Source organism: Sphingobacterium pedocola (assembly GCF_015209965.1).
Lineage (GTDB): Bacteria > Bacteroidota > Bacteroidia > Sphingobacteriales > Sphingobacteriaceae > Sphingobacterium > Sphingobacterium pedocola.
In genome coordinates, this window is the sequence record NZ_MU158693.1 from 1 (window position 1) to 13,347 (window position 13,347).

12 protein-coding genes are annotated in these 13,347 nt (G+C 44.3%); all 12 read right to left on the reverse strand.

Features of this window, described 5'->3' with window-relative positions:
• A partial coding sequence (locus tag C4F40_RS19570; RefSeq protein WP_196941122.1) for a RagB/SusD family nutrient uptake outer membrane protein occupies positions 1-1,221 on the reverse strand: 1,221 nt, incomplete at its 3' end.
• 11 nt (positions 1,222-1,232) lie between these two features.
• Positions 1,233-4,757, reverse strand: a complete 3,525-nt coding sequence (locus tag C4F40_RS19575) for a SusC/RagA family TonB-linked outer membrane protein (RefSeq protein ID WP_196938887.1) — start codon at positions 4,755-4,757, stop codon at positions 1,233-1,235.
• A gap of 185 nt (positions 4,758-4,942) precedes the next feature.
• Entirely contained in the window at positions 4,943-6,151 is a 1,209-nt protein-coding gene (locus C4F40_RS19580) for a FecR family protein (RefSeq protein ID WP_196938888.1), read from the reverse strand.
• 54 nt (positions 6,152-6,205) lie between these two features.
• Positions 6,206-6,790, reverse strand: coding sequence for an RNA polymerase sigma factor (locus tag C4F40_RS19585; protein WP_196938889.1), 585 nt, complete (start codon positions 6,788-6,790; stop codon positions 6,206-6,208).
• A gap of 370 nt (positions 6,791-7,160) precedes the next feature.
• Positions 7,161-7,421: a hypothetical protein gene (locus C4F40_RS19590; protein ID WP_196938890.1), complete on the reverse strand. Its 261-nt coding sequence runs from the start codon at positions 7,419-7,421 to the stop codon at positions 7,161-7,163.
• Between the two features lie 2 nt (positions 7,422-7,423).
• The gene (locus tag C4F40_RS19595; protein ID WP_196938891.1) at positions 7,424-7,861 is read right to left on the reverse strand and encodes a DUF5675 family protein; all 438 of its coding nucleotides are present in this window, start codon (positions 7,859-7,861) and stop codon (positions 7,424-7,426) included.
• 177 nt (positions 7,862-8,038) lie between these two features.
• On the reverse strand, positions 8,039-8,602 hold the full coding sequence (locus C4F40_RS19600; protein WP_196941123.1) for a hypothetical protein: 564 nt from the start codon (positions 8,600-8,602) through the stop codon (positions 8,039-8,041).
• 504 nt (positions 8,603-9,106) lie between these two features.
• Positions 9,107-9,430 carry a hypothetical protein gene (locus C4F40_RS19605; RefSeq protein ID WP_196941124.1) on the reverse strand — a complete coding sequence of 108 codons (324 nt, stop codon included), beginning with the start codon at positions 9,428-9,430 and terminating at the stop codon, positions 9,107-9,109.
• A gap of 199 nt (positions 9,431-9,629) precedes the next feature.
• Entirely contained in the window at positions 9,630-10,229 is a 600-nt protein-coding gene (locus C4F40_RS19610) for a hypothetical protein (protein ID WP_196941125.1), read from the reverse strand.
• The gene (locus C4F40_RS19615) at positions 10,226-10,954 is read right to left on the reverse strand and encodes a LytR/AlgR family response regulator transcription factor (RefSeq protein ID WP_196941126.1); all 729 of its coding nucleotides are present in this window, start codon (positions 10,952-10,954) and stop codon (positions 10,226-10,228) included. The genes C4F40_RS19610 and C4F40_RS19615 overlap by 4 nt, the downstream gene beginning before the upstream one ends.
• A gap of 4 nt (positions 10,955-10,958) precedes the next feature.
• Positions 10,959-12,050, reverse strand: coding sequence for a sensor histidine kinase (locus tag C4F40_RS19620; protein WP_196941127.1), 1,092 nt, complete (start codon positions 12,048-12,050; stop codon positions 10,959-10,961).
• Positions 11,989-13,014, reverse strand: coding sequence for a lysophospholipid acyltransferase family protein (locus C4F40_RS19625; protein ID WP_196941128.1), 1,026 nt, complete (start codon positions 13,012-13,014; stop codon positions 11,989-11,991). Before C4F40_RS19625 ends, C4F40_RS19620 begins: the two co-directional genes overlap by 62 nt.
• Positions 13,015-13,347 lie beyond the last annotated feature (333 nt).

A 13,347-nucleotide genomic window follows, 5' to 3' on the forward strand; every position in this document is an offset into this window, starting at 1 on the left:
ATCGAGGTCAGCCTGCGTAAGTTCATCCAGTTCAGCCTTGGCTTCAGCAAGGTTTAAATAGATCTCTGCAATCCGGAAAACGGGTATATCGGTCTCGCTTTTATCAAAGGGATCCGCTGCAGTACCCATCGTGTACTTGATCAAATGATATCCTGTTGTAGAATAGGATAAATTAGGGGCAACACGTACCGTAGAATTGATACGCGTATAACCCGGTGTACGGATCGTCTGTGCCAGTCTAGGATCGCGGTTTTGGGTCTCTTCCACAAATTCTTTCAGTTGGTAATTGGGCAAATCCGTAAACCTCCCACCAGAAGAAGTTAAGTAGCTATTTACCATCGTTTTTGAAAGACCTGGCCGTCCAGTGGTACTCGAATTCGTGTAATTTTGTACGTTGTGAAGCAGATTTAGCGATTCCTGGTAGTCCCTAGCCAGGATTACTTCCTGCGAAGTGATATTCGTCGTAGCAAAAAGATCACGATAAGGCGTAGACCCTGTACGGTAAAGCGTGTAACCACCTTCGTCCATTAATCTCTCAGAAGCTTCTACACATAATCGCAAATAGTTGTCTGCATCAGCTACACTATGGTATTTACGAAATGTACCTTCAAAAAGCGTCGCCCTGGATTTCAAGGCCAGCGCCGCCCATTTATTGACCCGATAAACCTGCTTGTTAGCAGGAAGGTGTTCGATCGCATAATCCAAATCCCGGACGATGGAATCGATGATGAGACTTCTGGAATCCCTCGGTTTAAAGAGCAATTCATCCGTCGATTCGATCACGGTATTAAACCAAGGCACTTCTCCAAAGCGTTTTAATTTTTCAAAATAGAAGTATGCTCTGAAGAACTTAGCCAGCGCATTATATTGGTTCCGAACGGTGACATCATCCGTCTGATGCGAATTTTGCAATAGGTAATTTACCCTACGCAACGCATCCCAAGACCATCCCGAACCTGTCGCTGGTATCATACGCTGACCCGACACCGCATCATTTAGTGGGCTAATGATTATCGCGTCCGCGTTATCACTGTAAATGTTCGGCCCTGTAAGCAAAATATCGGGGTAGAATTTGTTGCTATATAGCTCAAGCTCCTTTTCATTTGAGAAATACGTATCAGGTGACAAAGTTGCTAGTGGAGTTTTATTCAAATCACATGACGCCAGGAAGAAAAGACATCCTCCGAGGTACAACATGATGTAGCTTATTTTATTTTTCATGACTGCAATGATTAAAGACTAATGTCCAAACCGAACATAAATGTTTTCGCCCAAGGATATGTCCTTGCGGTGCTTGTTGATACATTGTGTGAATTTAATGTCGACGCTTGCTCAGGGTCGATATACCTGCTTTCAAGCTTTGTAAAAGTCAATAAATTCTCTCCGCTAAAATATACACGTAAGCGAGACAGGCCAGCTTTAGACGCTACCGAAGCGGGCAAGGAATATCCTACCGTTACATTTTTCAGGCGCAGATACATCAAATTCTGTACGTACTTTGTATTGGCGACGCCCAGCGAGCGGTTGGTATTATTAAGCGCGACGTAACCGCGGGGCCTTGGAAAATAGGCATCGGGATTGTCCTCGCTCCACACCTTACTTAAAAAATCCGAAGCAACAAAGCTCGAATATGGTCTAGAATATGGCCCCCAAAATTGGGACGCATCCGTTCCTGGATACCAATGCTGCCTTCCGATCCCGTGTACGAACACGGAAAGATCGATATTATTCCAATCTCCACCGAGGTTCACGTTAAAATTATACCGCGGCAATGCGTTTCCGATAATTCTCCGGTCTCCGGGATTATCCAATGTATTATCGCCGCGTGAAATGATTTTATCTCCGTTTAAATCCTCAAACTTCAGATCGCCGGCACGTAGACCCTGATCCACCGCCGATGAATTAATAATCGTGTTTACCGCGCGCTGATCCACGTCATAATTTGCTGCCTCTTCGTCCGATTTAAAAAAGCCGTTCACTTCATAGCCCCATATCGCACCCAGATCCTGTCCTTCATAAAAATTCGCTAAATTTTTGTTCGGATTGTCAAACCGTGTAATCTTGGTCGTATTATCCCCCATACCTGCGCCGATAAAATAGTTAAAATCTTTATGTCCGAGCTGAATTCTATCTTTCCAGTTTAGGCTAAATTCCCAGCCTTTGGTCATCAGATCAGATGCATTTTCTCTTGGTATATCGGCGCCATAATATGCCGGTATTGTTTTCCCTGCTGTAAGCATGTTCAATGTTTCGCGCCAATAGATATCACCGGTAAATGAAAATCTAGATTTGAATAGGGCTACATCCAAACCAAAATTCGTTGTATTAACCGTCTCCCAGGTCAGTGCGCTCGAGTTTGGTGCGCTCTCGGTTGCAAACGGAGCCCGTGCCCCCTCTCCAAATGAGTATTCCAAATTACCGCCTGCATTAATTGTCTGCAGGTAGTCATAGTATCCAACCTGCTGGTTGCCCAAGGAGCCATAGGATGCCCTGATCTTAAATCCATTTAGAACTTGTTGATCAATAGCTTGGAAAAAGTCTTCCTGATCTAACCGCCAGCCCGCAGAAAAAGAGGGGAAGAATCCAAACCGGTTTCCTTCGGAAAATCGAGAGGTCCCGTCATAGCGTCCAGCAGCTTCAAACAGGTACTTGTCTTTATACCCATAATTTGCGCGGTAAAAGGTTCCAAATATGGCGTATTCATTCTGTCCGCCATTGATTTCCAATACATCCCCTGTGGCAATCTCGAAATCGTCCAGCTGTGTACTCAGTAAGCCATCACGCGCCACTTTAATATCCTTTAGGTACTTGGTCTCGTAGTTATAACCTCCCATCAATTTTAAGTCGTGTGCACCATTGATCCTTGTCTCATAGGTGGCGTACGTATTTACGGCTTGGTATTCATGGTTCGTTTGGATTTCGTACAGCCTATTGTTACCTATTCCGGAGACGATATTTAATACTTCGCCCGGATATTTTGAATATTCCACATTTGCCGACCGATTCATTGTTTGGTAGTTGTAATGAATAAACCGGTAGCTGGATCGGAGCTCAAAACCCTTAAATGGGTGGATCACCGCCTCGATTGTTGGCGAGAATTCGCCCACCTTATCCATGTTTCGATGTAAGCCCTGAGAAAGCATAGCGGAATAACCGTCCATCACGTTGTAGTTGCTTATTGACGTACCGTATACATAGGTACCGTCCGGGTTTACCGGTACGATACTGGCCAGCGCATGATTTGATGAATTATCGAACGTTTTTTCTACACCACCCGGTCCGGGATATGCGTAGGCAGACTTAAAATAAGAGATGTTGGTATTTACATCCAACCATTTGTTAACGTTAAAATCTACCTTTGACCGCATATTGTATCGGGTAATATTGTCCGTATTCTGGCGAAAGATACCATCCTGCTTGTATAGATTACCCGACAGACTATATTGGATCTTATCCGAACTTCCATTCAGACTGATATTGTGCGTCTGCATTGGTCTGCGCAGGTTGTACAAGTGATTATACCAATCCGTATTACCATAATATACATAGCTATCCCGTCCGTCTCTATTTTCGACCACTACCCAGGGCCGTTCGGGATTTTCTGTTTTATCGTTTCTTCTGATCCACAATTGGTACATATCATCATCTGTGTAGCGTGTATAGTTGGAGCCCGCATAGTTCGAAAAAAACAGATCATTGATCGCGGCAGAATAAAAGCCTCTCGTTTCATAATCCGTATCCGTGGTAGACGCACTGATGGAGGTCTGTCCAGCATAAGAGATCGAAGCCCCGCCTTTTTTACCGCTCTTGGTCGTAACCAATATCACACCATACGAAGCCCTTGCGCCGTACACGGCAGCCGAAGAAGCATCCTTCAGTACAGTTACCGATTCCACATCGCTGGGATTGATGCGATTAATATCCCCCTCAAAACCGTCGATAATCACCAGCGGCGAGGCATTGTTCGAAATCGAATTCACACCGCGGATATTAAAACTCCCCGTTGCACCCGGTCTACCTGTCTCGAACCGCACTTGCAGATTAGGAACGGTACCTTGCAACAGCGAGGACACATTGGCCGCCGGCCTACTTTGCAAAAGTTTGGAATCCACAACAGTGGTTGCCCCCGTTAAGTTTTCTTTTCTTTGCGTACCATAGCCCACCACCACGACATTGTCTATTTCAGCTATAGCGAGTTGCATGCTAACCACAACATTATTTTCATCACCGACTTTCATCTCCCTCTTTTCATACCCCAAAGAAGTAAATTGTAGTGTAGGATCATTTCCCTGCACGACCATTGAAAAATGACCTGTGTCGTTGGTGATAGCTACGCTTTGGTATCCGATCTCCCTTACTGTGACGCCCGACAAGGGATTACCGCCGACATCAGATACTGTACCCGATATACGACGCTCCTGCTCTACTTGAGCCGAAAGCTCCGTTGGGGACCTACGTTTCATTTTTGATAGGATAATATTCTTATCTACTATCTTGTAATCCAGCTGGTATTTATTTGATAGATCCTTCATTACCTCTTCTACCTTAGCTTTTTTATAAGCTACACGGATTGCCTGACTATCAGGAACTACCGATTCATTATAAAAGACGTTATACCCAGTCTGGCGCTGCAGTTCGTTAAAGAGTTGCGCCATGTTAAGATTATTCCGTTTTAATGTAAAGGTTTGGCCGAATGTACTTGCGCAAAGCTGCAGATTGGCTACCAAAAATAAAGGAATAGTTAATGACAATTTCATTAAAATTGTGATTTTATGTGGAAAACACCGTCGTTGCAGTAAATACTTCCACGTTTTTTTTTCATACATTTGTAGTTGATTGATTATTAATTATTAACAGGTTATTTTCAATCCTAGGTCAAATTGACAAAAGCAGGGGCGGTCGCAACGCTCCTGTATTTTTGCATCTTTGATTTATTTTAATATTATTCTAGTACCAGCACCCTCCTTCCTTCGATTTTAAAGTGTATGGTTTCCGTTAGTTCTATTGTTCTGAGCAGTTTATGTATATCTTCGAAACGCGACAGCGTACCCGTAAAATAAGTGTCTTCAAAGTCACCTTTAAATACGACCTCAACATCATACCATCGGGCTATGCTTTCCAGCACTTCATGGATAGATGCTCTCTGAAAGGCAAAGTTCCCCTTCGTCCAGGCCATGGCATATAAGGGATCCACGTCATGCACTTCAAAAGCATGATCATTAAATATGGATTGCTGGTTAGGTTTTAAGATTACAGGTTGGTGTCCATCCGTCAGCGACTCCAAGCTTACTTTCCCTTCTATCAGCGTTGTTTTTACGTATTTGTCATAGCTATTGATATTGAATTCCGTACCTAGCACCTGTAGTCTTTGGTTGCCTGCATGCACGACAAAAGGAATAGATTTACCATCTCTATGACTTTTAGCCACATCAAAATACCCCTCACCCACCAGTTCGACGATGCGTTCATCGTCTTCAAAATAGACCGGATATTTAAGACTACTTTCTGCATTCAGCGATACCTGCGTACCATCAGGAAGTGCTATTCTGTATTGCCCTCCTTTTGGCGTTACAATGGTATTGTATACGGTTTGTTGTATAGGTTTGTCTTGTTTGTCATATTGGTAGTACACCTCGCCGTCTTTACTTTTCACGATCGAAAATCCTTCCCGATAAATTACCGTATCACCTTGAATCTGGTCAAGATTGACTATCGTGCCATCTTCCAGAAGGATGTGGGCCTTATCTCCACCTGGCGTAATAGCTAAATGTAATTGTGCGGATTCATCTGGTGTTACTGACCTATCTGGTCCAAACATATAATAAATGGAGGGTACTAAGAGCAGCAGGACAACAGCGGCCGCAGCAGCCCAAGACCAGGCTCTAAATGGTATTATTTTATGGGGGTTAGGTTTTGAACCGATTTGTTTTGCGATACGCGGGTCGTTTACAATACGGCGTAAAAGCTGGTCTTTTCCTGCCTTTAACGCATCATCTACCGTTACTTCATCGAGTTCGTCATAGACATCTTCTAATAGCGCCTGCTTTGTATGATTTGATAACAGTTCTTTGAGGATCTCGAGTTCCTCGGCGGTACACTTGCCCTGGTGGTATCTTTCTATTATTTCTTTGACCCGATGTTGATTACGCATAGTAGACATTTGCTTCTATCTATATACACGTTTTGAACATCAAATCGTACTAGCTCAAAATAAATTTTTTAATATAAAAAGTAACACAATCAGGTTACTGAGCTTAAAACGCACTATTTTCGTAGCGCTAGCGATGTGATTACGCACTGTATTTTTTGACAAACCGATATCGCGTGCTATTTCATCGTAAGATTTGTCTTCAAATTTATTCATTTTATAGACTAGTCGCTGTTGTTTCGGCAATTGCTCGATCACCTGCGTCAACATCTTATTCAAGTCTTTGGCGTCGATGTTGTGTTGGCATTCATCCGTCTGCTCCTTCCAATCAAGCGAGAATTGTTCTTGAAATTGTGTTTTGATCACTTGTTTCCTAAAGTGAGAAATAGCTAATCTTTTGGTGACGACATAGATATAAGGATAAATACCCGCTGCATCGATCAGCTTCGTCTTATTCAGAAATAGCTGAACAAACGCTTCGTGGACAATATCTTCCGTAGCTTCCATATCCCGGCATAGCCGATATACTTTCTGAACGATCACATCGTAGTAACGACTATAAATCTCTTCAAAGATGTGTTCATCGCCCGATTGAAAACGTAAAAATTCATCTGATGACAACTGATTTTCAATAAATTTCATCTATAAATCTTTGATCGGGTAAATATATTAGTCCAATTTTAACCTAATGTTAAGGATAAATAAAATTTTCAAAGTTTGCGTCATATCAAAATTAGAACTGGTTAAACGAAGATAATCAAAATAATATGATTTCCATCAATCTGTCGTTAAACCCATTCGTTCTTATCACAAAATCGCCCTACCTTTTACAGTAGGGCGTTATGATTTTGGCTAGCGCCTCTTTTTTCGCGGCAGTAATCTCGACAGCAAGTAGCTTACCACTGTGCCGACCGCAGCGAGTATGATCGTCTGGATCAAATCCGTCCAGGGGATTAAGCCCATGATGCTGCAACAACTCCCGCCCAATACTGGAAACCAACCGCCGCCATGGCTATTCATCGCGTTCCTCCTCTTTATCGGTTTCCTTTTCATTTTCTTCGCCAACATCGATGGAACCAATAATCACTTTTTCGCTTTTATCCTGTTGGTCTTCGCCTTCTGTATCGCGCTTTTCCTCATCGAGGACTGATTCCAAGATTCCGAGCCCGACGGCTACGTATTTTACGATATTGAGCGCCTTACCCGGCAATTTAATTGGAGCCAGCAGTACCACCTGTAGTGCCCGGCTGATTTTCTTTATAATGTTTTTCATTTCTACTTTGCGGATTCGCGAATTTGCCTATCTGCGTATTCGCCTATTACCAAAAACACTTCTGCTTCCATATCCCATAGGCTGTACACCAGTTCTTTCAACTTCTCGAGTGCCTTACGGCTGTGGTCGCCTGTACCTTCCCCCGTGAGCGTCGTAACCGGAGCGATGCAGCCATGTAACTCTTTCATCGCGTTATTGGCTGGATGGATCAGGATCGCTTCGCGCCCCAGAACAGCAGGGATTCCGATCTGCTCCCCGTGCTTATAGTACTTTGTCTTCTGCAGTTTGTATCTTCCTTCGGGGATGCAGCTCAGCCTTTGTGTATTGTTCCGCCATGGCAATTCGATCGTATGGCAAATTTGTTCACCTTTATAGGTGATGGTTCCGTTCGTTCCCTTCTCTCCGTATGTCCGTCGGAGATAGAGTGTGTGTGTATTCATTTAGTATTAAGTATTGAGTAGTGAGTATTAAGACCTAGCTATAGGTTGAGATCTGGAAGCCGGAACCAGGTAACCGAATCCAGCTACCTGATTCCCTGCTTCTAGACACCAGTCACTGATCACCAGTTACTAGTCACTAATCAGTAGCCACCTAACTCCCGGTCATGCTAACCTAGGCTATGGCTCCATGTCCTCACCGTATGCTTTGATTACCGTTGTGATATTCTTGGGGGTGTCGAGCATGGTGATCCGATAGATCGCATTTTCATAGTCTGCGTTTGCCACAGTAGCCGTATAGCTCCACTCGACATTATCGGCATCGAGGGGAACTGCCAGTCCGGATTCGATCAGGACTTCACTTTGATCCAGGATCTCGATATTGATTTCTGTGACCTTCATGATATCTTTGATCAGGAAATTGAGCTCATCGCCTACCGCGCCTTTGTAGTTGATGTCGTTGAGCCGGCGCACCTGGGGAGCCGCAAAATAGTCCTTGAACGCTACGTTGTAGGCCGACTGATTGATGTTCGCTTTCGCCGCATAGGCTGCTTTAATCTCTTCGTCTTTGATCGCTTTCTTTGCATAGAGTGATGCATCCAAGAAGCGGTTCTGCACCTTCAGCTGTTTTTCGCTAACCGGTCTGTCGACCGCTGCGGCTCTGGGTCTTTTTGCGATAATCGTCTGATCGCCTTTTTGACGGAAGACTAGATTTCTTCCTACTTTACCTGATGCTCCCTGCATCACCACATTGTCTTTTGACTTTGCCATTTTTTTAGTTTTTATTACTGTTAAAAAATTTGTTCAGATAAGCTTTTCGGGGTACCCTTTCGATCGGCTTACTGAAACAAAGGTTTATAAAATATTTCATAAATAAATGACAATCAACTTGTTGTGAATGATTACGAACGAATATGAACGATTACGAATGATTATGATGTGGATCGGGAATATATTGCATTTTGCCAGTCGTGTCTTGGTCATTTCTTGGGAGTTTCTTGTTTATAGACAGGGTATAGGCTGTACTGCGGTAGGCTCTGGCTAGGGTGATCCTTGGGTTGCGCTAGGCTTGTTGTTGTATTGCGCTAGGCTTGTTCTTTGGTTGGACTAGGCTCAGGCTAGGGTGACTGTAAGGTGAAGTGGGTGGATAAGATCGCCACACCTTCGTGCCTCAGGTTCGCGATGACGACGATGTTACTATCGCGATGACGGGATAACTCATTGATCGTGATAATATCTATGACGGTGCTAAGGACCATCATTATTGGTCTGGCTATTGTCTTTTGTCGCCATGCGATGCTTTTTAATCGTTTCCAATACTTCATCGGCCAGATAGAAATCCGTTGAATTGAGCTCATAGGTTTTGAAAAGCTTTTTCATCTGGAAGAATTTAGTATTTCCGCTTTTAAACAGTTCTTTGAGATCCATATTATCCATGAGCATTTTTTTAAGCATTTCTTTATCTACGGGGATCTTCATCGAAACTAATTTAGCAATGAGGTTATTTTGTTTTTTGGTAAGTTTGATGTTCTTTTTCTGTTGTTCAATTAAAATTTGTAGTAAGTTTTCCATGTAGTTTTACATTGTGCTTCTTCTTTATCCAGGCCTCAGATGCACGTATTACTACTTCTGCACGGGCCCGGTCGCCTCATTTATTGCGAAACCAGTCCGGCCGATACGAATTCTATCGAAAAACACATGCAAACCCTCCTAACGAAGCGGTTAAAAAATTGGTTAGCTATCTTATCCCTGTAAAGTCGGGAGTCAGCCTTTAAGATCCGGCACCTCCCTTCGCGTTGATCTGTTCGAGCCTACGTAACATCCCTCTTATTGGCTTTTCTAGACGTTCAAAACTTTTGTCCGTCATCGCGCTGTATTTACGACGCAAGCTCGCCGCAGAAATGTTGATCTGTCCCTGACTCGAAAAATACAGACTCACCCTATTAAATGCTGCCCCCAGCTGGTCAACCTCTATCAGGTCAACTTCCTGCATGAGCCGTAAAAGCATAAGCATTTCATCGACTGTGAGGTTAAACCTGACTTTGTCTTCGACATGTGATACCAACCAATGCTCCAGACAAGTTTGGTAAAACCGGAACAGATCATCCAGAAACATGGCGAGCGCACCCGCATCCAATTTTTCCTTCTCCATGTAGATCTCCAACAGTTCACGGCGAAAGCTAAGCTGCTGCACCGTGTCAGCCATTGCTGAAGTGCAGGCTATAAATGCTGTTTCGACCTGCTGTTGCAACCTTAGCAGTTCGTCTTTTTCCAGCTTTACTCCCTCTGCCCCCTCCCGGGCCTTGTCCTGTAGACCAAAAATAAGCTGCCGCAGTCGCGTCAGTTCGGTTTGCCACTGCTGCCCTGTCATGTGTCTTTGCCAAAAACGTGTGCTAATACAGCGGGTTTAAACGTGTTGGACACCTTCAACTCCTCGTGGTTGCCGCGGAGCTGGAGATACTGCCCTTGAATACCGCGGATACGATTACGGGCTACAATCCCCGACTGCGAAATTTGTATGAAACGGTGGGGCGACAGCACCTCCAGAAACCAAATTATCGGTCTACTGGTCGGTATAATTTCATCACCGAGGTAGACGCGTACTTCCCGGTTGGTACTCAACACATAATCAATTTCCACCTCGTAACACATCTTGTAAGCACCTTTCTTTACCTGTAGGCTAATCACGTCGTCGACACTGTCAACGCGTACTCTGGTACTGTTCGGATTACATTTTCTGTCGTAGCGTTCCATTGCACTATCAAAACGGGGCTGTAAAACGGGCTTGTTCAGGTAGTCCACTGCTTCAATATCGAACATATTAGACCCTATTTTATCATCTGCCGAACAGAAGATCACGGCGATATCCGGTGGTATTTTGGATTTAAAGGTAATACCGTCTATTTCGGGCATATGCACATCCAGAAAAATAAGATCTATTTTTTCCGTGGTCAGTACCGCCAACGCTTCGAATGCACTGGTTGTCGCCAGCACGATTTCGACGTTTGCATGCTCCAGTATCCGGGTTTTGAGGACATCTATTGCCGCTGACTCATCGTCCAGGATAACACATCTGATTGTATTTTTCTTATTCATATTGTTATTGTTTTATTGTCATTTCAACATGGAAGTACGTTCCATTATTGTGGTACGTTAAGTTGCCCCGTTCACCGAAGACAAACTTCAACCGTTTTTCAATATTCTTCAGACCCGATCCGAGCGAATCTGCTTTTTTATCCCCTTGTCTAACCTTATTCCGACAGATCAACGAGACCCTGTCTTCGCCCAGTTTTACCACAATGTACAAGGGGCTGTCTGGATCATTCAGGTAGCCGTGTTTATACGCGTTCTTGACCAGTGCGATCATGGCCATTGGCAGCACCCGTTGCCCAGAGCAAGAGCCGATAACCTTGAACGAAACGTGCACCTGATTTCGGAAGCGCCACTGCTGCATCTCTATAAAGCGCTGTAAAAAATGCAGCTCCCGATCAATCACCACTGTACCACGGGAACTGGTTAAGCAGTACCGCAGCAGTTCGGCCGTTGTCCCCACGACATGGGCCAGTTCCTTGGATAAATGTTGCACATCGGCATATATGCTATTTACCATATTGAAGGTAAAGTGTGGATATACTTCGTTGACCAGCGCCTTATACTCCAGCTCATTGCTCCGTTCCTTCAGGATATCATATTCCTTCACAGCGGCGTTCAATTTGCCATCCGTCTTTCTGTACCGCAGCAGGAAAACAACTAAGAAACTGCTTAACACGAACACTTTAAGACGTGACCAGATCCGGAATGTGAAAGCCAAATCAAATTTTTGCCATTCTTCGGTGATAGACAATCCGATCGCGGGTAAGAAACGGTGCAGGATTAAAAAGGAAAAGGGAACCAGCATCAGGACAAATACGCTAATTATGGACAATGCTTCGTACCATCTGCGCCGGTAAAGCAATACCTCACAGATGAAGAAGAGCCCATACCAGCAGATTCCCGTGAAGCCCACTACGAAGGGTACGGCCCATAAAGACTGCTCCGGGTACTGGATCCATGTACCTATCCAGACCGTTAACATTATTATCGTCCATGCTACAGTATGGCCTAACCACAGCGATCTCATTTCCCATAGGTTATGAATCGCTTGTAATGGTCGCCAGCCATTGTTGCCTAAGCCGTTTAAATAATTTTTCATCTATTTTGTAACTTTTAAGTGTGTTCTTGTCCAGCACAAAATAGGATGTGCCAAAAGCCAATAGGCTACTTTTCTCGGGATCGAACTGCGGGTTCGGGTCGTTCACCCTATCCGCTTTCAACTGGAGCAGATGGTGCATACTGCCCCAGTTTTCCCAAGCCATCGGATCTTTGTTCAGTATTCCTTCAAACCAGCAAAAGAGATCCTGCATGACGGACACGGGGCTGCCATCGCCAAGTTGCGCCGCCGTCCATTTCTGCGCATGTATAGTATGCCCCGTCATTCCGTTTCGGGCCGTGAAGACGGCTATCATATCGGTCTTAAATTTTGCTGCCAGGCGCGGAAGGCCTTCCCTTATTTTGATCTTTCCAGCCATGATGGAAATGGATGGGCACTTGTGCTGTTCTGCATGCTGGATAGCCTGTATACCATCCAGGTAACTCAGGACATGGCACCCATCCCGGAGCATACGACGCACTTTTAAGGCGGCGAGCGGATCTTCCGCATCCAGCAATTTTATTGCAAGCTGTTGGCTACGGTGTGTGCCATTCAAGCTTTGAAAGAAAGGTATCTGTTGCGTTCTTACTTTTCTGCGCACCAGCAGACAAAAGGGTATATCGTGCTTTTGCAGCAGATAGGGCAGTAGGCGGTATGAGCCGTAATGAAAAGAAGCGATGATAGATGGGCTACCCTGTCGTAGATTCGCAAGGAGCTGGTCCAGCCCGTCGACCACAAAGGGATCATCATCCAGAAAATATGACATATCCAGTGCTGCCCAATGGCTTTGAAAAAGATAATCCCGATACAGGTCTGCATGCTTTTGGTAATCCAGATGGGGCATTAGGTGGTAGAGTGCACCAGAGAACAGTCCGAATCCATTCACAAATTCTGGGTTGTTAACATAATTCGTATTTCTATGTCTTTCTTGCAATTGACAAATGGCATTAATATACTCTTGGTTCATAAACAGTTATTGCATATCGTAATAACTCTTATGAGAAGCAGTTCTTCCTAGGTAGTCTAAATATACCCCTTTTTTGGCATATGCCAAAAGATAATTCCGAAATAAAGGTCGCCGCAGCCTTGGCGGCCACCTTTATCGGACTAACCTATAGGAACGGAAAAAAGATCCGGCATGGACTTGATCCGCTGAAATATTCAGCGTATTGCACTACCAAAACATCGATAGTAGTCCATTGGATAATCTCCGCATTTACTTCATTCATAAGTATTGCAGTTATCACAATTTACGAGGTCCTCTTTTTATACAGGTTGGACCGCTTCACCCCTTCTATGG

Bases quoted from the DNA above. Each gene is read 5' to 3' on its own strand.
- C4F40_RS19575 (WP_196938887.1), bottom strand. From the start codon at position 4,757: ATGAAATTGTCATTAACTATTCCTTTATTTTTGGTAGCCAATCTGCAG.
- C4F40_RS19580 (WP_196938888.1), bottom strand. From the start codon at position 6,151: ATGCGTAATCAACATCGGGTCAAAGAAATAATAGAAAGATACCACCAG.
- C4F40_RS19585 (WP_196938889.1), bottom strand. From the start codon at position 6,790: ATGAAATTTATTGAAAATCAGTTGTCATCAGATGAATTTTTACGTTTT.
- C4F40_RS19590 (WP_196938890.1), bottom strand. From the start codon at position 7,421: ATGAAAAACATTATAAAGAAAATCAGCCGGGCACTACAGGTGGTACTG.
- C4F40_RS19595 (WP_196938891.1), bottom strand. From the start codon at position 7,861: ATGAATACACACACACTCTATCTCCGACGGACATACGGAGAGAAGGGA.
- C4F40_RS19600 (WP_196941123.1), bottom strand. From the start codon at position 8,602: ATGCAGGGAGCATCAGGTAAAGTAGGAAGAAATCTAGTCTTCCGTCAA.
- C4F40_RS19605 (WP_196941124.1), bottom strand. From the start codon at position 9,430: ATGGAAAACTTACTACAAATTTTAATTGAACAACAGAAAAAGAACATC.
- C4F40_RS19610 (WP_196941125.1), bottom strand. From the start codon at position 10,229: ATGACAGGGCAGCAGTGGCAAACCGAACTGACGCGACTGCGGCAGCTT.
- C4F40_RS19615 (WP_196941126.1), bottom strand. From the start codon at position 10,954: ATGAATAAGAAAAATACAATCAGATGTGTTATCCTGGACGATGAGTCA.
- C4F40_RS19620 (WP_196941127.1), bottom strand. From the start codon at position 12,050: ATGAAAAATTATTTAAACGGCTTAGGCAACAATGGCTGGCGACCATTA.
- C4F40_RS19625 (WP_196941128.1), bottom strand. From the start codon at position 13,014: ATGAACCAAGAGTATATTAATGCCATTTGTCAATTGCAAGAAAGACAT.